Origin of the sequence: Pseudalkalibacillus berkeleyi, from assembly GCF_021608225.1 — a bacterium.
GTDB lineage: Bacteria > Bacillota > Bacilli > Bacillales > Fictibacillaceae > Pseudalkalibacillus > Pseudalkalibacillus berkeleyi.
The window spans coordinates 230,552-248,904 of record NZ_JAKIJS010000001.1 but is presented as its reverse complement, the minus strand read 5'-3'; the positions used below and the strand labels follow the sequence as shown (position 1 = coordinate 248,904).

24 protein-coding genes are annotated in these 18,353 nt (G+C 39.0%); 7 read left to right on the top strand and 17 right to left on the bottom strand.

What is annotated here, in order from left to right; all coding sequences use genetic code 11:
• Window positions 1-48: 48 nt before the first annotated feature.
• On the top strand, window positions 49-1,032 hold the full coding sequence (locus L2716_RS01345) for a permease (protein WP_236330903.1): 984 nt from the start codon (window positions 49-51) through the stop codon (window positions 1,030-1,032).
• A gap of 4 nt (window positions 1,033-1,036) precedes the next feature.
• The gene (locus tag L2716_RS01340) at window positions 1,037-1,981 is read left to right on the top strand and encodes a TIGR03943 family putative permease subunit (protein ID WP_236330900.1); all 945 of its coding nucleotides are present in this window, start codon (window positions 1,037-1,039) and stop codon (window positions 1,979-1,981) included.
• 27 nt (window positions 1,982-2,008) lie between these two features.
• On the opposite strand, the gene L2716_RS01335 is transcribed toward L2716_RS01340, so the two are convergent.
• The 5 genes from L2716_RS01335 to L2716_RS01315 form a co-directional block, all read right to left on the bottom strand.
• Window positions 2,009-2,527, bottom strand: a complete 519-nt coding sequence (locus L2716_RS01335; RefSeq protein WP_408005281.1) for a GNAT family N-acetyltransferase — start codon at window positions 2,525-2,527, stop codon at window positions 2,009-2,011.
• 41 nt (window positions 2,528-2,568) lie between these two features.
• A complete protein-coding gene (locus L2716_RS01330) occupies window positions 2,569-2,964 on the bottom strand; it encodes a hypothetical protein (protein WP_236330897.1) in 396 nt (131 codons plus the stop codon).
• A gap of 113 nt (window positions 2,965-3,077) precedes the next feature.
• The gene (locus L2716_RS01325; protein WP_236330895.1) at window positions 3,078-3,464 is read right to left on the bottom strand and encodes a VOC family protein; all 387 of its coding nucleotides are present in this window, start codon (window positions 3,462-3,464) and stop codon (window positions 3,078-3,080) included.
• Complete coding sequence (locus tag L2716_RS01320; protein ID WP_236330892.1) at window positions 3,461-4,018, bottom strand: cysteine hydrolase family protein; 558 nt, start codon at window positions 4,016-4,018, stop codon at window positions 3,461-3,463. The genes L2716_RS01325 and L2716_RS01320 overlap by 4 nt, the downstream gene beginning before the upstream one ends.
• 278 nt (window positions 4,019-4,296) lie before the next feature.
• Window positions 4,297-4,551 (bottom strand): hypothetical protein, encoded by a 255-nt coding sequence (locus L2716_RS01315; RefSeq protein ID WP_236330889.1) that lies wholly within the window; start codon window positions 4,549-4,551, stop codon window positions 4,297-4,299.
• A gap of 207 nt (window positions 4,552-4,758) precedes the next feature.
• On the opposite strand from L2716_RS01315, the gene L2716_RS01310 reads away from it, so the two are divergent.
• Window positions 4,759-5,262: a GNAT family N-acetyltransferase gene (locus L2716_RS01310; RefSeq protein WP_236330887.1), complete on the top strand. Its 504-nt coding sequence runs from the start codon at window positions 4,759-4,761 to the stop codon at window positions 5,260-5,262.
• On the opposite strand, the gene L2716_RS01305 is transcribed toward L2716_RS01310, so the two are convergent.
• The 4 genes from L2716_RS01305 to L2716_RS01290 form a co-directional block, all read right to left on the bottom strand.
• The gene (locus tag L2716_RS01305; protein ID WP_236330884.1) at window positions 5,259-5,675 is read right to left on the bottom strand and encodes a gamma-glutamylcyclotransferase family protein; all 417 of its coding nucleotides are present in this window, start codon (window positions 5,673-5,675) and stop codon (window positions 5,259-5,261) included. The two genes, L2716_RS01310 and L2716_RS01305, sit on opposite strands and share 4 nt — an antisense overlap.
• 17 nt (window positions 5,676-5,692) lie before the next feature.
• Window positions 5,693-5,953 carry a DUF2164 domain-containing protein gene (locus L2716_RS01300; RefSeq protein ID WP_236330881.1) on the bottom strand — a complete coding sequence of 87 codons (261 nt, stop codon included), beginning with the start codon at window positions 5,951-5,953 and terminating at the stop codon, window positions 5,693-5,695.
• A complete protein-coding gene (locus tag L2716_RS01295) occupies window positions 5,950-6,681 on the bottom strand; it encodes an SIR2 family NAD-dependent protein deacylase (protein ID WP_236330878.1) in 732 nt (243 codons plus the stop codon). The genes L2716_RS01300 and L2716_RS01295 overlap by 4 nt, the downstream gene beginning before the upstream one ends.
• A gap of 145 nt (window positions 6,682-6,826) precedes the next feature.
• A complete protein-coding gene (locus L2716_RS01290; protein WP_236330876.1) occupies window positions 6,827-7,000 on the bottom strand; it encodes a YjcZ family sporulation protein in 174 nt (57 codons plus the stop codon).
• A gap of 176 nt (window positions 7,001-7,176) precedes the next feature.
• Here L2716_RS01290 and L2716_RS01285 point away from each other — a divergent pair, with 176 nt between their 5' ends.
• Complete coding sequence (locus L2716_RS01285; protein ID WP_236330873.1) at window positions 7,177-7,437, top strand: DUF2524 family protein; 261 nt, start codon at window positions 7,177-7,179, stop codon at window positions 7,435-7,437.
• A gap of 39 nt (window positions 7,438-7,476) precedes the next feature.
• Here L2716_RS01285 and L2716_RS01280 read toward each other — a convergent pair whose 3' ends face one another.
• The 4 genes from L2716_RS01280 to L2716_RS01265 all read right to left on the bottom strand — a co-directional run bounded on the left by L2716_RS01280 (window position 7,477) and on the right by L2716_RS01265 (window position 11,501).
• Entirely contained in the window at window positions 7,477-7,731 is a 255-nt protein-coding gene (locus tag L2716_RS01280) for a hypothetical protein (protein WP_236330869.1), read from the bottom strand.
• 43 nt (window positions 7,732-7,774) lie between these two features.
• Window positions 7,775-8,551 (bottom strand): 3-hydroxybutyrate dehydrogenase, encoded by a 777-nt coding sequence (locus L2716_RS01275; protein WP_236330866.1) that lies wholly within the window; start codon window positions 8,549-8,551, stop codon window positions 7,775-7,777.
• Window positions 8,552-8,570: 19 nt separating this feature from the next.
• Complete coding sequence (locus L2716_RS01270) at window positions 8,571-9,890, bottom strand: GntP family permease (protein WP_236330863.1); 1,320 nt, start codon at window positions 9,888-9,890, stop codon at window positions 8,571-8,573.
• 243 nt (window positions 9,891-10,133) lie between these two features.
• Window positions 10,134-11,501, bottom strand: a complete 1,368-nt coding sequence (locus L2716_RS01265; RefSeq protein ID WP_236330860.1) for a sigma-54 interaction domain-containing protein — start codon at window positions 11,499-11,501, stop codon at window positions 10,134-10,136.
• A 138-nt stretch (window positions 11,502-11,639) separates the two neighbouring features.
• Between L2716_RS01265 and L2716_RS01260 the strand changes: the two genes are divergently transcribed.
• Window positions 11,640-12,320 (top strand): hypothetical protein, encoded by a 681-nt coding sequence (locus L2716_RS01260; RefSeq protein ID WP_236330858.1) that lies wholly within the window; start codon window positions 11,640-11,642, stop codon window positions 12,318-12,320.
• 68 nt (window positions 12,321-12,388) lie between these two features.
• On the top strand, window positions 12,389-12,595 hold the full coding sequence (locus tag L2716_RS01255; protein WP_236330855.1) for a hypothetical protein: 207 nt from the start codon (window positions 12,389-12,391) through the stop codon (window positions 12,593-12,595).
• A 65-nt stretch (window positions 12,596-12,660) separates the two neighbouring features.
• Here the strand turns inward: L2716_RS01255 and L2716_RS01250 are convergent, their stop codons facing one another.
• The 4 genes from L2716_RS01250 to L2716_RS01235 all read right to left on the bottom strand — a co-directional run bounded on the left by L2716_RS01250 (window position 12,661) and on the right by L2716_RS01235 (window position 17,254).
• Window positions 12,661-13,935: an MFS transporter gene (locus tag L2716_RS01250; RefSeq protein ID WP_236330852.1), complete on the bottom strand. Its 1,275-nt coding sequence runs from the start codon at window positions 13,933-13,935 to the stop codon at window positions 12,661-12,663.
• Between the two features lie 16 nt (window positions 13,936-13,951).
• Window positions 13,952-14,545 (bottom strand): TetR/AcrR family transcriptional regulator, encoded by a 594-nt coding sequence (locus L2716_RS01245; RefSeq protein WP_236330849.1) that lies wholly within the window; start codon window positions 14,543-14,545, stop codon window positions 13,952-13,954.
• A gap of 608 nt (window positions 14,546-15,153) precedes the next feature.
• Window positions 15,154-16,566, bottom strand: coding sequence for a sensor histidine kinase (locus tag L2716_RS01240; protein WP_236330845.1), 1,413 nt, complete (start codon window positions 16,564-16,566; stop codon window positions 15,154-15,156).
• Window positions 16,556-17,254 (bottom strand): response regulator transcription factor, encoded by a 699-nt coding sequence (locus L2716_RS01235; RefSeq protein ID WP_236330842.1) that lies wholly within the window; start codon window positions 17,252-17,254, stop codon window positions 16,556-16,558. Before L2716_RS01235 ends, L2716_RS01240 begins: the two co-directional genes overlap by 11 nt.
• A 175-nt stretch (window positions 17,255-17,429) precedes the next feature.
• On the opposite strand from L2716_RS01235, the gene L2716_RS01230 reads away from it, so the two are divergent.
• Window positions 17,430-18,314, top strand: a complete 885-nt coding sequence (locus L2716_RS01230; RefSeq protein ID WP_236330839.1) for a hypothetical protein — start codon at window positions 17,430-17,432, stop codon at window positions 18,312-18,314.
• Window positions 18,315-18,353: the final 39 nt, after the last annotated feature.

Sequence of the window (18,353 nt, the reverse complement as noted above, 5' to 3'; positions counted from 1 at the left end):
ATACAAGTGATGTGAAATAAAGTGTCCCAACAAAATTTGCGTGAAAATATGATTCTATTTCTTTTGTTCTTTTTATTCTTATTTGGGTTTTTCTTTCTCGAAGATATTAAAGGTTCAACTCTACCATCTGCTCTCCCTACGACACTAGTAGACTTGAATACCATTTTCTTGAGCATCGTGCTGGAAGCCTTTCCTTTTCTATTATTAGGCGTGTTCGTATCCGCTCTGATCCAATCTTTCGTTTCAGAAGAGACGATCAGGCGGTTCACACCAAAAAAGGGATATATCGCTTTACTTCCAGCTGCAATCATGGCTGCACTTTTTCCAGTTTGTGAGTGTGCCATCATACCAGTCGTTCGTAGATTGATCAAAAAAGGGATGCCGCTACATATCGGTGTCGTCTTTCTTGTCGGTGCACCAATCTTGAATCCGATCGTATTTCTATCAACCTATTATGCATTTCGTTCAGATTTGACGGTCGTGTTTGCAAGAATGGGCTTGGGCTTCATTTTGGCAATATTAATAGGAGCAATCGTCTACGCTATCTTCAAAAACGGTGATATGTTGAAAAGAACAAACCATGACCATGAACATAGTCATACTCACAGTCACGAGCAAACGACTTCTAAGTGGAAATTGACGATGTATCATATGACGGATGAATTTTTCGACACAGGAAAATTTCTTTTGCTAGGAGCCTTGTTGGCCAGTTCATTCCAGGCTTTTGTCAGCCGTGATGTCATTACAGCGATCGGTTCAGATGTATGGTCATCAACCTTAGTGATGATGGCATTCGCGTATCTTGTTTCACTCTGTTCTGAAGCAGATGCATTTGTAGCCGTAACGTTCCAATCAACTTTCAGTACAGCATCGATCGTCGCATTCCTCGTGTATGGACCGATGCTTGATATCAAGAACACTTTGATGCTTCTTGCCTATTTCAAAAAGAAATTCGTACTCGTGCTCATGGGTGTCATAACTGGTTCGGTGTTCATCGCTATTCTCATTTTTCAACTATTGATCGGAGGTTGAGCTTTTGAATAATCAATTTTATATCAATTTGCGAGCGATCATTCTGTTTGGATTTGCATTTCTTTTATGTTCATTCATCTACAGTGGGAAAATCCAATATTATATCGCCCCACAAATGATGAAGTTCATTTATTTTGCAGCAGGTACGTTCTTTGTTTTGGGAGTCGTCCAAATGTTCAGATCCGAGGATTCAGAGGAACATTGTTTATGTGGTCATGATCATGCAGATACGAGCAAACCGTTCATGCGATTTTCTGTGTATTTTTTATTTCTATTGCCATTACTAACAGGCTTTGTCTTCCCAGATAAAGTATTGGATAGTGCTATGGCCGAGAAGAAAGGTGTTTCACTTACAGGTACGGTCGGAATGAAGGCCTCTGCTTCAAAATCAGACAAGCCTCTTGAAAAAACTCAATCTGATAGTGATACCCCTAATGCAGATGCGTATTTGGAAGATCCGGAAAAGTATATGGAGGAGCTTGATGAGAAATATTCAGATGACTCACCAGATACCGAGTCGGATTTCGATTACGATGAATATTATTTAGAAATCGCTGATAAGTATGAGGACAAGGAAAGGATCAAGATCACTGACGACAATTATGCCGACCTCGTGGATTCCATCACGATTTTCTTAGATCGGTTCGAAGGTAAAGAGATTGAAGTTAAAGGTTTCGTCTATCGAGAAAATGGCATGGAGCAAAATCAGCTCGTCGTAGCTCGCTTCCTAATGAGCTGCTGTTCAGCAGATACCTCAGTAATCGGTATGATGGCTACAGGAAGCGATTTAGATCAAATAGATGACGATAGTTGGGTGAAAGTGACAGGAACAATATCCCATACAACTTATGAGGAAAACCGCATTCCTTTAATTGAAGTGAAAGAGGTTGATAAAATCAAGAAACCAGATACACCCTATGTTTATCAGGACTTAGGATTTTTCAAATAAAAGAAGCTGACCCAACGGTCAGCTTCTTTACATTATTTCATATTCTCTTTTCAGCAAACTATATAGATAGCAGTCATGAAAGTGATCATACAAATACTCAGCATCGCGAATGGTTCCTTCTTTTACAAAACCTAATCGTTCTGGAATAGCTGCACTCTTTCTATTTCCTGTCCCACATTGGATTTCAATTCGATTCAAATGCAATACATTGAACGCATAATCTACTAATGTCTGAGTTGCTTTCGTCATAATTCCTTTACCTTGGTTATGCTCAGAAAGCCAATAACCGATTGATGTTTTCTTACTAGCATAATCTATGTAATGATAACCGATCATCCCAACCAATTTGTCTTGATACAGTATACCGGCTTGAAAACCGTTCTCGTCACAGAATTGCTTTCTCCACAATTCAATGACAGGTTCGTAATCTTCCTCTTTCTCCATGCTATCAACCCAAGGTAACCACTCCCTTAAATACTTTCGGGATTGGTCTACAAGGGCAAACAGCTCTGGTATGTCCTTTTTTTCTAATAATTTAAGAGACAAGTTATCTTCAATTGGAAAAATAAACACCGCCATCACCCTCTCTACTTATAAGCATTTATTTTAACATCGATAATATTCCAGCTTCGAAAGCCAACTTTTTGCATGATTATATATAAATCCCCGTCGTATGATTCTATGACTTTAGATCCTTCATCTTTATATTCATATGCTTGGAAACGAACGCGAACTTGGTAACCATTATCAACATCTTCTGCTGAGTAAATCACCATCCTAGTTTGGTCTAGATCTTTGTCATTTGGGAATTGGATAAAAGCGTTCAGTTCAGTTAGTTGTTGCTCGTTTAAAGCATTTTCGTTGACCGTCCCACTTTTTAACCTTTCAACAAAATCATTCGCTTCCTCTTCAGGCGTTTTGATTAATAAAGAAATAAGAACGATTAGAAGGATACCCGCTAAAATGGCACTTGCGAAAATCATGATTAGCTTCTTATTAATTGGAAATCCCTGCTTTCTATGTATTCTGTTCGTATACTATCATATTTCTATATAAAAAGGGAATTGCTTGAAGTCAGCAATTCCCAATAAATCATTTAACTTCTATTACTGTTCTCATGTTGTTCACAAATCATGAGTACATTACCGTCTGGATCCTTAAAGTTGAAAAAGGAAACATCGGGATGTCTCTCAATTTCACGTACAATTTCTCCACCTTTTTCTTTTACGAATCCGTAAGCTTCATCAATGTTATCAGTATGGAGCATGATTGAGGCTTCTGTTCCAGGTGCATTATTACGGTCATCATCCAGAAGTAAGCCTCCTCCCCCTTCCAATTCAAAATAATGAACAGGGTGTTCGGGATTTACGGATGGTACTTCTTTTCCGAGTAGACCTGCATACCAAGTTGATGTCTTTTGTAAATCCTTCACGTGAATAAACGGTGTTCCTACTCGGTTGATTGGGCTCTTTGTAATCTTCATTTTATTCCTCCTTCAGTTTGTGTGACCATCCACTTAACCTCATCAGATTTCTGTAATGTTAGTGTTGCTTTTGGACTCCAAAAGTTCTCAAGCGTTTGGTGGACGTGATTAATAATTTGTTCCGATGTCATATGACTTTTGTCAGTCGTTGTATGGGCATCCGTAATTAATGTGACATCGTAATGGTTGTCAAATGCACCTCGACACGTTGAGTCAACACAAAAGTCCGTCTGTGCCCCGCAAATATAAACGTGACGAATATCCATTTGGTTCAATACTTCTTTCAATGAAGTGTCTGAAAAAGCATTTGGCAATGTTTTATTGATGATGATATCTGATTCAAGTGGTTTTTCTAGGTGTTCATGTAGCTGCCAATTTGGTTCCCCACGTTTCATAGGACCGATCGGATATTCATGTTGAACATAGATAATTGGAATTTGGTTTGACCGAGCACGAAGAATCAACTCATTAATCTGTTCAATAGTTTCTTTTTCTTGATAACTGTTTTCCATTACAGCTTCCTGTACATCAATAACGATTAACGCATCCTTCATCACATCATCCCTTTCATTCTCAAATAAAGAACATAAGTTCTCATTATGATCTATATGATATTTCGATCTTTTTTGCCAAAACCCTGCAACCTTTTTGAAATGATTTCGTCTATAGTAATAGGAGGTTCCATATGAGAATGTGGATCCCCTGAAAACATTATCCTACCTCCCCTTACATCGGGACTAGCTAATTATAGCTAGTCCCAATTTTTTTGCCTTTCATGTAAATGAAAAAAGGCATGAAGAGTGGTCCATCACGCCTTTTCTGACTGCCTTAATTATTTAATCTTCATCTTCTTATTTGAATGATTACGTTTCACGATTAGTTGATAAGCTTTGTTCACTTTCTCTTCAACCTCATCTAATGAAATACATCGACTCGAATCAGAGAGTATGCCTACTGCTCTCGATAACTGATCAACAGCTGTCTTTAAATCCTGTTCACTTCGTCTCATAGGATTTAAGTGAATGGCATCTGTAACATGATAGGCAAGTGCTTGAACATCTCGCAACCTCTTCTCTTCGTTCTTCAATCAATTCCCTCCTTGTCCTGGTCCATACTATAACTTATGGAAGAAACTATCCGAAAATGAGTGCTTTTTCTTTTCTAAAATGAGTTTTTAAGCTTGAATAGTAGAAGGGATAATGATTGGATGAAGGAGGATGATCTTTCATATACTTACATTAAAGTTTGTTAATATGAATGTATGAAGGGAGAGATGGGAGGGGTGATTTCACTAGTGACAGATCGTTTGAGACTCAGGCCATTGAGGGAGTCAGATCGAGACCATCTTATGGAAATTTTCTCTGACCCAATCGCAATGAAATATTACGAGCGTACAAAGTCCATCCAAGAGGCCCAAGATTGGATAGCTTGGAACCATCGAAATTATCACGTATATAAGGTGGGGTTATGGGCCGTAGTATCCGCTGAAGATGGCCATTTTCTCGGGCAGTGTGGCATTGTGCCTCAAAAGGTGAATGATGAAATCCTTATGGAGATTGGCTATTCATTTATTAGAGATCACTGGGGAAAGGGCTTTGCTACTGAAGCCGCGCGTGCATGCTTACAACATGGGTTTCATACATGTGAATTCCCAAAGATGATCTCACTCATTGACCCAAATAACAAGCCCTCTATTGCAGTTGCAAAGCGTATTGGTATGGAAAGAGAAACACAAATTATGAAATGGAATCGTAGAATAGACATATATTCAAAATCTAGAATCATGGAAGAGCGCTAAGATCGATTTACCCAATCTCCACATTCAATTCGCTTTATACATAAGGAAGGATTGTGATCAACGGTATAAATGTATGTCTCAACGAGGCCATCGTTTGTCATGATCTTTTTCATTTCTCTTTCATACAAGTTACGCTCTCTCCCAAATTGATATCCTTCTAGTTGATCTAGTTTACTTATTAGTTTGTCATCTACTTCATAAACTTCACCATAAACAGAGCCAAATGGTGTTAAAGATAGCGCGGGATAACCTTGACCCGTATCGTATAGCGTTCCATTAATCCAAGCACGCTCATTCACACAATTCGTCCCAGCTAATAAGTGATGATTTGACTCACCTTTACGAAGTGTCCCGTATACAAAAACAAGACTGCTTTTCATATTTTTATCTTGTATTTGTGATTTCGAACTCATTTTGATCACCTATTTTTTTAGTATCGTTCATGAAGATTAATTGGTCTCCGTAATGCGTCTAAGTCTTCTTCCATATTCAATACTTTCTGTTGAAGTAGTTTCTTCGCATCCATTACACCTTGATTATATAAATAAGGACCTGCTTCTTTGAGAAAAAAGTCCAACATAAATCCAGCTGCTAATTCACCGATTTCTTCTTCTCTTTCATCCAAAAAATAACCTTGTATGCCCTGTATCAATTGTTCCCGTTCTTCTTTAGGTATTTTTACAACTGTCATTTTCCTACCTCCAATATGTATTTGTGTACGTTTTGCAAGATGTCTCCTGCATTCCCCTCTATTTGAAGATCGAATTGATTATGTAACAGTGTACTTTCATTATTTATAACGACTTTCCTGCCTGAAGTTAGAAAAGGTAACTCATTTGCAGGGGCAACTTGGAGACTTGATCCTATTACAATCACTAAATCTGACTGTTCAATTTCTTTCATTGCATCCCCCCATACCTCCTGAGGCAATAGCTCACCAAATAAAATTATGTCAGGTCTTAGGTGACCCTTACATTTGATACACGGTTTGGTGTGGACGAAAGCATCTTCATTTGAAGCATGACCACACTTTGAACAAAAGATCGACCGTAACGAACCATGTAACTCATAAACATTTTCATTTCCCGCATTTTGATGAAAACCATCTACATTTTGAGTAATGACAGCTGAAATAAGCTTCTGTTGTTCTAAATCAGCTAGGATGGTATGACCTTTATGTGGTCTACACGTTTTCAGATCACCTAACCTTAAACTGTAAAAGGCTTGGAACAAATCATACTCATTTTCTAATGCGTCTATCGTAGAAACTGTCATAGGATCAATTTTATTCCACCAGCCTTCTTTTGACCGGAAATCGGGAATCCCACTTTCCGTTGACATACCTGCCCCTGTGAAAACAACTGTATGGGTCGACTCCAAAATCCATTCACCTAAGCGTTCTACCTTTTCAAGGTCCATGGATAGCCTCCTTATTCCGATTTTGAAATGGTTATATTATAGCATAAATGACCAGCGGGCACGCTTCATGCGTAAGACCTTAGCCTTCTAACGAATAAATGCAAAACAGATGGCGGAGAACCACCATCTGTCTAACCATTAATGATTACCAGCCGTAACCGCCGCCATATCCGTAACCGTCACAGCCACATCCGCCGCCATAACCGCCATATCCTGCGCCGCCACCTGCATAAGAAGCTCCTACGATAATTAACAGGATGAATAGAACAACGATAAGAGTAAAGCCTTTACCGCCTTTTTTCTTGTGTCCATCGCTCATGTTTTCAGCCTCCTTTTCTTCTATTCACTATTACTGTATGTATGTACAAAAAACCATGATAGGGACAAATATGGAGGTCTAGAAAATTATGCGAATGACTATACGCTTTTGGCACATAAATTTCAGTACACTTTACCACACTATATGTACGACTTCATAAGGAGGAAACCATTGATATGACAGAACACGAATCATTACAAATGTTCCTGAACCGAGCACATCAAGTAATCGATCTTGCAACTGAACAAAATGATCTGTATAACAAACAAGAACCACAAGTTGATGAAACCGCCTACTCTAGTGCACAACAACAGCTCCAGCAAACATACATCGACCTGCAAAAGGTATCAGCTAGCGCAACACCTCAACAGCGAGAAGAGATTCAGCGCGTCATGGCACAAATACTGAAATTGCAAAACGACATGATTATTGATTAGTAAAAGTAAGATGCCCTAAGGACATTGAATGACTTTGTTCTAGGGCATTTTTTCATTATTGGATTTTTTCTTTTTATTTTTATCAAAATTAGGTAGGTTTGATTGAAAGAGAGCGGGTAGTTTTAGCTTCTTTTTTAGAGCTTTTTCTCTCACTTGGGGAACTTTTCTCATGTCTTGTGGAACATTCGCCTCGACTTGTGGAACTTTCCTCTCGTCTTGTGGAACTTTCCCTTCGAATTGGGGAACTTTTGCCTCGACTTGGGGAAAATAATAAAATACGCCTACAAAGTTCATTTAAAAAAAGAGACACTTCGTTCTCGAAGTGTCCCCTTTCATATTATTGAGCTGTATATCCTCCATCGATCACGACGGCTTGTCCTGTAACCCCATTCGCCTTTTCGCTTGCTAGAAATAGCGTGTAATCTGCAATTTCTTTTACAGATAGCAATCGTTTTTGTGGTACGAGTGGGTAGATGACTTCTTCCATTACTTGCTCTTTCGTAACCCCACGATTTTCTGCTAGATCTTCGAGTTGGTTTTGAACGAGGGGTGTGTCAATATATCCCGGACATATTGCATTGACAGTTACGCCGTATTCAGCTGCTTCAAGCGCAGTGACCTTCGTCAATCCTATGACTCCATGCTTCGCACTATTATACGCTGCTTTCCCAGCAAACCCGACCAGCCCGTTAATCGACGACATATTAAAAATCCGCCCAAACTTTTGCTTTTTCATATACGGTAAAGCATGTTTAGTAGCGATAAATGGAGCAACGAGCATAACCTTCGTTAGTAACTCAAATTTCTCTGTAGGAAATTCCTCAACTGCAGATATGTGCTGAAGTCCAGCGTTATTAATCAAAATGTCCAAGCTGCCGAAATGCGAAACGGTTTGTTCGATTGTCACCTTCACTTCATCCTCTTTGGTAACATCGCATTTTAATCCAAGTGCTTCATATCCAGCATCAACAAGTTCTTTGGAAGCTTTCAATACCCCTTCCTCATTCATATCTGTTAATACGACTTTCGCTCCCTCTTCAGCAAATGATTGTGCAATTTCGTATCCAATTCCACTTGCTGCACCTGTTATATAAACAACTCTATTTTGAACCATGATGTATCCTCCTTACACATTAAATCCCAATTCCAAAGCTGAATAAGATTACGGCTAATGCAAGCCCGAGCAACGGAACAATAACCGTCAATGCCCCTACTGCGCCATAGGCTGCTTGGTGTGTTTCTCCACAAATCGCACGTACTGTCGTAACGACGTATCCATTGTGTGGTAAAGAATCGAGTGCACCAGAAGAGATGGCCACTGTTCTGTGTAATGCTTCTGGATTCACACCCATATCTACGTAATGTGGTGCTAAAATAGGTAACGCTATTGCCTGACCACCTGATGCTGATCCTGTCATACCCGCTATGACACTGACTGCAATTGCGCCTCCAATTAATGGACTTCCTGGAATGTTTGTCATTGCACTAACCGCCATATCAAATGCCGGTACGCCTTTCGCGACGCCACCGAACCCAACTACAGCAGCGGTATTACCAATTGCAATTAAGGCTCCAAGTGTTCCGCCAGACATTGCTTCCCAGAAATCCGTAAAATATTTTTTGTTTAAAATGTAGGTTGCAATGATTCCTCCAGTCAACGCAACGATTAATGCGGACTGTTCAAGTGAATCGTGGAAAATAAATGAAATGGCTAAAACAACGAGCAACGGAATCATACCTGCCACTGGATGAGGTAGCTCCTTTTCAGCAACTTCCGGATCATCTTCCCGTGCTTCGAATATCTCACCTTTGGCAACCGCTTTAGAAATCATTTTACGTAACCACCAATAGCCAAATCCGGCCATAAAGAGCGCAACGATTAAGCTGACTTCCCATCCTGCATATGGACTCGTTCCTAAATATTCAATAGGAATCCAGTTTTGAATTTCCGGTGAACCTGCTGATGTCATCGTAAAAGTAACAGAACCGAATGCCAATGTAGCAGGGATAAACCGACGAGGTAAATTCGCTTGCTTAAATAAGCTGAGCGCCATAGGGTAAACGGAAAAGGCTACGACGAACAAGCTCACCCCACCATACGTTAAAAATGCACATGCAAGAACAATTGCTAGTACAGCTTGTTTCATGCCGAGCTTTTCGACAACCCATTTTGAAACACTGTCTGCAGCTCCGCTATCCTCCATTACTTTTCCGAAGATAGCCCCTAATAAGAACATAAGGAACCATGCTGCTACGAAGCTTGAAAATCCAGACATGTAGTTCCCAACTAAATTGGCTTCACCTTCTCCAGCTAGCTGTGGAAAAAGCGGAATACCACTTAATACAGCAACGAACAACGCACATAATGGTCCAACGATTAACAGGTTCATGCCTCTCATCGTTAAGACGATCAATAATATGAGTCCACCAATTAACCCAATCATACTTAACATATATGCTCCTCCTTCTCTTAACCCCATTCACTTGGAATCGCTTTCAAAAAATTGATTTTCCAACAATTAATAAATGCAAGTATCATGCCAACTTCTATTTATTGAACGTATGGGTTGTTACAATAATCAAAACTTTTTATTTTTCCGAAAAGTCGGAATACGTGTATGGTTTTCTTGATGTATTGCTTGTCATCATTAAAAATTCCAGAATCCCGGACGGTTTTCCGGAAATCTGGAATGAATTTAAATCAATTTATATTTGTTTAGTTTCTCATACAGACTTGATTTCCCAATCCCTAAAGCTTTGGCTGCTGCGATTTTATTACCATGATGCTGATCTAGCGCTTTCTTAATCGCATTGCGTTCCGTATTCTCAACGAGATCCTTCAAAGATTGAGAGCCAACATGAGTCTCATTCCGTTCTATGAGATAATCTGGTAATGCCTCTGGTTCAATGGTTTCCATATAAGAAAGATGGACGGCTGCCTCAACGACATTTTCAAGTTCTCGAATGTTTCCTGGCCAATTATGATCAAGTAACATTCGCATCGCATCCTCAGAAATTCCTTGGATACGTTTCCCTGTCCTCCTTGTCACTTTATCTAGAAAGTGATCAATTAACGGCTGTATATCTTCCTTTCGTTCTCGTAAAGGTGGTATGTGTAGCTGGAACCCGTTAATTCTATAAAAAAGGTCTTCTCTGAATAATTTTTCTTGTACCATTTTTTCTAGTGGTCGATTCGTTGCGACAATTACCCGTACATTGACTTTCTCAGTCTCATTTGCACCGACTCTCTCGATCTCCTTTTCCTGTAAAACCCTTAATAACTTGGCTTGCATTTGGAGTGGCATGTCCCCAAGTTCATCAAGAAACAGTGTTCCGCCATTTGCGAGGGTAAACTTTCCGACTTTCCCGCCTTTTTTTGCACCGGTAAAAGCCCCTTCTACATAGCCAAATAACTCTGACTCAAGTAAGTTATCAGGAATGGCCGCACAGTTTAGCTTAACAAACGGGGCATTACTACGTTCGCTTAACTGATGAATGCTATGAGCGAACAACTCTTTTCCTGTGCCGCTTTCACCACGAATTAGAACAGAGATATCTCCACTAGAAATCTTTTTCACCATACGCTTAAGCTCTGTAATGGCTTCCGAGGTACCAACTAGATCATTAAGAGAGTATTTCGCACCATTATTAGCAGTCCATTCATTCCGGTAAAATTCAAGCTCAGAAAACAAACTCTTTACATGACTGTTCATTTTCTTCCATTGTTCTGTATCTCGAAATATTACGGTACCGAGCGCAGCCACAACCTCTCCCTCATCGAAGATCGGTATACGATTCGCAATCATATAGTTTCCTTTAATAAACTGCAGGTCAGCAATTTCCTCTTCACCTGTTTCTGCAACAATGTGCATTCTCGTATTCTCAATTACTTCTGTCACGTGCTTACCGATTACTTCTTTCGAATCAACCTCAAGAAATTCGCAGTACGTTTTATTCATGAAGCGAATGATACCTTGAGGATCCACGACAACTACCCATTCAAATGCATTATCTATAATCGCTTCCAATATTTGATTTTTTATTTGAAAATCTTTTTGAAGCATATGGATCGTCCCCTCGCCTAACATTCTGCTTTTACTTTACCATAAGAGAATGAATTGCAAGACATCCTGTCTAAAAAGGATTGGTTTTCCACGTATTCCCATATATAATGTACATGAGGTTTTAAGGGGGATTTAAGCATGATCAGAAGTAAAAGATTCTTCATCAGTGCAATCGTTTTGTTATCCATTTGTTTGTTTTTAAGCTTTTCGTACCCTACTGGAAAGCCGTTAGGGGAACAAATTGCTGAGGCACTAGGGTTATCGGTATGGACAAATAGCGAAAATCAATCCGGGTTCAACCTTCATTCCTTTCTCTTATTAGGGATTTTTCTCGCTGGAATCATCTGTCTCTTTCACTCTTTACAAAAGTATCAATTAAGGAGTGTCTTCCTGACGATTCTCATTATATTTACGATCCCTCCTATGTTGCTGAAAGGGTACCAATATACTTTTGCATCAGGCGTTTACGCAATTACATACGGAAAAGAGTATAGTAGATGTGAGTATCAATTAGACGAGGATAATAGTTTGTTACACGGGGAGTGCTTTATTCCACTTAGGAATTACAGTAATGATCACATTCAACTATCAATTGAATTTTTGGATTGGAGATATCATGGAGCAAGAGGAGATTCCTTAATGAATGCAGGTGGACCTTTCAAGATAATAGTAGGACCAAACGAAAGCAAAATCTATCATATTAAAGCGGATATCGACGTAAGTAAAATGAACAGTAATGTATATCCATATAGCGGAGTGAGTTATTATGTCGATTTACGTTTATCTGATGGCAACAAAATAATTGAATTAAGTCAGTAATTTAACACACATAATCTCTAATGTTCCCATATATTTAATGACAAGAGACATTTCTTGGGGGAATCTGTATGAAGGAATCATCCATACTCATTGTACTGATATTGTTCTTGTTACTTGTCATAGTGCTGCAAAACACAATATTTGAACATGCGAATTCTAATACTCATTCCAATCCCATCACCATTGTCGGAAACGTTGGACCTACAACATATGAAGACGGAACACTCAACATTCAATATATCGGTAATCCATACGTACCTTTCCGCAACATGTAAAAGGACTGATCAAGTCGATATGACTTTTGTGAGTCCTTTTTTGAATTCGTTCCTCTCTATCCTCTCTACATCGCTTTCTTCTCTTTCATTCCTTCTTCCCTTCTTTCTATATTTGTCATAACCCTAGAAAAACAAAAGATACCTAGTAGTCCTGAAGTAAAAATAATGAATGACATGATCGGAGCACTTAGTAATGTACCTAACGTAATAAACAATGCGCCGACGATAGATGCAAAGTAATAAGAAAACCCATCAATTGCCATGTATGAGCTCCTTGCATGATCGGGTGCTAAGTTTGCTAAATAGGCTTGTTTGACCGGTATGTACATGAGCTCACCGATAGAGGCTATACCAATCGCAATAAACAGGATCCACGGATTCAAACTGAAGCTTAGTACCGTAAATCCAGATACAAAAAGGAATGCGCCCCATTGATAACTCCATCGATCCTTCAATCGCTTAATAAATAGAGTGACTGCCCCCGCTAAAAAGGCGACGAATAATGTGTTCTCTGTTTTGAGAAAACCTAGTAATCTAATGCCATCTACTTCTAAACTCCATTCTTGGAATGAGAATAGCGTTTGGAGATCAACATTCTGTTCTAATCGAATGCCTATATAATTCGTTAAATGCATCTCGATAGATAAGATTAATATACTCGCAGTAATATATAGGAGGAAAATTCTATCTTTAAAAACTTCTGTGTATGTATGAAAAATAGTTGTTTTTTTACTAAGATGAGGTTCTTTAGATGAATGACTTGGAGGTGTGTATGATTCTTGGATGAAAAGGATGGTCGCCATCAATGAAACGAATGTGACTGATGAGATGAAGATAAAAAGTTCAAATTTATGGGAGGCAAATAAAAACGCTCCAACGATTCCACCGATTGCCATAGCTAAATTGTTCGCCCAATAAGAAAAGCCATATATGTATTTTCGGTTTTGAGGTGTACTTACATCAATCATCATAGCTTGAGCTGCAGGTAGGAAGATTCCACTAAAAAACATGTTGATCATAAATAGAGTAATAGTCGTATAAGGACTTATAATCCAAGGTGAATTCACGAGCGTTATCGCCATGTAGGTAATCAGTACAACTGATTCTGAGAGGACCATTAACTTCTTTCTTCCAAGCTTATCTGACAAATGCCCACCGATTAAGCCTCCTATGACGCCTGATAAGATGACAAGTATATAAAAGAATCCTGTTAACGTTTCTCCAATTGTTTTCGCAAAATAAATCGCTAAAAAAGGTATGATTGATGTTGAAGCTAAAACGGACAGAAATTGTACAACAATCCTAATTTGAACATTCGGATGGAACTCTTTGAATTTCATCACTTAATACCCCTCTCTAATCAATCGGTCCGAATAAAAGATAGGCTGAGTCAATAAATTTTTCCCACCAAATATGATCCTCTTCCAATCCCATCGTTAATCGAATGCCATTAAGAAAACTAAAATAAGCAGTTGCAACTAATTCCGGGTCTTGAATTTTCAGCTTTCCTTCTTTTTGACCTTTCTCTATGAGCGGTATTAGATGGTTTACAAAATCAGTAAAAAACGCATCAAGCGACATCAATAGCTTTGGATGCCGGTCAGGTCTACTAATGATTTGTTGGACTAATTGCAAATAAATTTTGCTCGTTGAAAACAAGCGGATATTTCTCTGGATTAAATTTTTTAGTTCTTCGGTCACATCTTCCGTTTCATAGTTAATAATCATTAATTGCTCCCGTACTTCTTCTAAAGGTTCCATTACTGTTGCTTCTAATAATGTTTCTTTTGTTTCAAAATAGGTAAACACACTACCGAAACTAATTCCCGCAGCATTTGCGACCATTTGTATCGTTGTTTCTGTATATCCGTTTGTTGAAAACAGTTTAATGGATTCATCTAATATTCTTTTGCGTTTAACCTGCTTTGCAGCTTCACGTTTATTTGTCACTTTACTCACCTCATGAAAGTTGATTGATTAATCAATCATTATTTTACTCCACAATTTTCCAAATGTAAAGTGCATTTGTATAAGTTCAATGCAAATTACAATATACAGCCATCCTTTGTCCTTTGTCTGTTTCTCCTTGCGGGCACTTCTCTCTGGATTCGAACCACTTCTCACTGGATTCGAACCACTTCCCCCTTCTCTCGACTCACTGAACTATCGCGGACAGTAAGCCCCTCTCTCTATCCGCCATTTCTGCTTTTCCACTCTACCGCGGACAGTAAACACCTCTTTCTATCCGCCGTTTCTGCTTTTCCGCTCTACCGCGGACAGTAAACCTCTCTTTCTATCCGCCATTTCTGCTTTTCCACTCTACCGCGGACAGTAAGCCCCTCTTTCTATCCGCCGTTTCTGCTTTTCCGCACTACCGCGGACAGTAAGCCCCTCTTTCTATCCGCCGTTTCTGATTTTCCGATCTACCGCGGACAGTAAGCCCCTCTTTCTATCCGCCGTTTCTGCTTTTCCGCACTACCGCGGACCGAACCACCGACAGTACCACATACAAAGAGGGCTGCCTGGATCTTAATCCAGACAGCCCGAGGCTTGTTACACTATTCTTTTTTCGGAAGGCGAATCGTAAATTTCGTTCCTTTTCCTTTGGAGCTTTCAACTTCAATCGTCCCTTTATGAAATTCGACGAGTTGTTTGACGATAGATAACCCAAGTCCAAATTCCCCAAGTGGGTTATTTTTACGAGACAGATCTGCTTTATAAAAACGATCCCAAATGGATTCGATATCTTCTGGATCAATCCCGATTCCGTTATCCTCAATCTCGATAACCGTTTCTTCGTTTCCATCTACTCCTCTTAATTCAATACGTCCGTTCGTTGTAAACTGCAAACTGTTCTGAGTAATATTGAGAAGAATTTGAACGAGTCGATCGTAATCAGCATTTACTCTCAGATTGTCAGAAGCAGAGATTATAATTTTATTTTCCTTTTCTTCCGCTTGTAGAGACAGCTGCTCTTTAATGACTTCAAATAGTTCAATTACCGATATGTTCTCTTTTTCCAGCTTGATTTGATTGGATCGGATTTTCTCATAATCTAGGTTTTCATTCACGAGACGTATAAGCCGTTTTGTTTCTTTTTCAACCAGATTCATTGATTTCTCTTTATCATGTGCTGGAATCATGTCATTTCGTATTCCTTCAATTATTCCCCTGATTGTCGTCAATGGCGTACGCATTTCATGGGATACATCGCTAATGAATTTTCTCCGCCTCGCTTCTAACCGATCGATTTCTTCAGCTGATGCTTTCAACTGTTTCGTCATTGCGTTAAAATCTTTCGTCAATTCACCGATCTCATCCGTATCCTTGTAAGGCAGTTGAACAGCATAGTTTCCAGATGCAATTTGGGATGCTGCATTTCTTAACCTTAGAATTCTTCGACCATGATATTTGGATAAAAACCAGCTTAATAAGGAGGCGATCACTAATGAAGCTAGCATCGTGAAGATGAGGAATTTGTTCAACTGTTGGATGAACTCCCTCGTACCACTAATAGGTGATATTAACATAACGCCTCCTAATAGCTGATCCCCATTCATTTTTGGAAAAGCAACGAGTGTAACCTCTTGATCAAAACGCTTTACATCTTGCTTTACAGAAATTGTCTCTCCATTAGATAATTTCTCCCACTCAGGACCCGAAAGTCTTAATCCTGAAATGCCTCTCATTGGAGATGTAATCGTACCTTCCTTGTCAAAAGTTACAAAATCGATATCTCTTGCTCGCAATAATTGAATGTAGTGCGCTAATGTCGGTTTCGAACCTGGCTTCCTTTCAAAAGCGGATTTTTCATTCAATATTTGATTTCCGTAACTTTTCAACTCATCCACTTTGTTTTGAAACACATAACCTTCGACGACCCGCGTAAATAGAAGGCTCAACAATAGAAAGGACAAGATTAATATACTAATATGACTCCCTAAGAGCTGATGAAAATACTTAACTTTCATTAGCCGTTACCGTTTCATCAAATTTATATCCTACGCCCCATACAGTGTGGATCAATGAGCGTTCTTGAAAACCCACTTTTTTTCTCAATCGTTTCACATGAACATCTACGGTCCTTTCATCTCCATAAAATTGATAACCCCATACCCTTTCCAAAAGCTGCTCTCTTGATAAAACTTGACGAGGGTGTTGAGCAAAATAGTGAAGCAGATCAAATTCTTTCGGAGTGAGGTCTTTAACAGCTTCTCCGCTAAGGAAAACTTCTCTCGATTGGATGTTAATTTTCAAAAGATTAGTCGAAAGCGTATGGTCATCATCAGGACTCGTCTTCAACTGATAACGGCGGGCTACTGCTTTAATCCTTGCCATCAATGTCAATGGACTAAAGGGTTTCGTCACATAATCATCTGCACCAAGTTCTAGTCCTAGCACTTGATCGGATTCACTATCTTTTGCCGTTAACATAATAATAGGAACCTTACTCTCTGTTCTTATCTTTTTACAAATATTTACGCCATCCATACTCGGAAGCATCCAATCTAGGATAATCAAGTCCCATTCCTTTTGTTTATATCTCGCATATCCTTCTGAACCGTCTTGTATGAATTCGCCTTTGAATCCTTCCTTCTCAAAAAACATCTCAAGCATGGAACAAACACTGTCATTATCTTCAATTACTAAAATGTTCATCCTGCCACCACCTTTGATCTGGTCTATTCTTTCTTTAATCTTAACGGTTATATTGAAGGTTTTGGAGAATTTGTAAGAATTCCTAAATTATTAATCGTTTCATCATGGTTCGTTCATAATTTGTTCATACTCTCTGGATAAGCTATAACTAACACATGGAAGGAGTGAATTTTACATGATTAAGAAAAAAGCGATTTGGATTGGGACGTTGGGCCTTGCAACTATGGGGATGATGCTTCCTCAGTTTGTAGGTGCTTCGACTTCAGATGAAACACCTACAATGGCGATTGAACAAAAAGAAGAAGGTAAAATGGGGCACCACTTCAAGAAGCATTTAATGAAGGATGAGTTCCAAGCATTACAAGATGAAGGTTATTCGAAGAAAGAGATTCTTAAAGCCTCCCATATTGCAAATGCGACTGACACAAAAATCGATGACGTCTTAGCTCATTACAAAAGCTCAGAATCTTGGAAAGAAACTGCTGAGCAATTTGGATTAGATCCAGAACGCCATGCCAAAAGAACAATCGGTAAAGCTCTTCATAAAAATATCGACAAAGAAAAATTCGAAGCATTGACGGATGAAGGCTACTCTAAAGAAGAAATCATGAAGGCGATGCATATCGCTAAAGCTGCCGACAAATCAGTCGAAGAAGTATTAACAGATTACAAGGAAACGAACTCATGGGAAACAACGATGGAAAACTTAGGTGTCAATAAAGAAGACCTCATGAAGCATAAAGGACATAAAGGGAAGTGGGCTAAAGCTGATCAATATCTAGAAAAACATAAGGAAAAAGTCATAACTTACCTAAATAATTACTCTGGTGAAGATGTTTCGAAGTATTTAGAGAATGATATGCACCTCCACCATCTAGTTGGCGCAGCAGTTGTCGCAGAGTTAAGTGGTGAAGGTACATCAATTGCTGACGTTATTGAATTCAAGAAAGGTGATCACACACGGGAAGAATTTAAAGAAAAGTTTAACTTCGAAAAAGAAGAATTCCATACTGAAATGGAAAAGGTTTGGACAGAAATGAAAGCTTCGTTTGAAGAATAAGACGTAAAGTGAGGGCTCGCTATAGCCCTCACCTTTTTA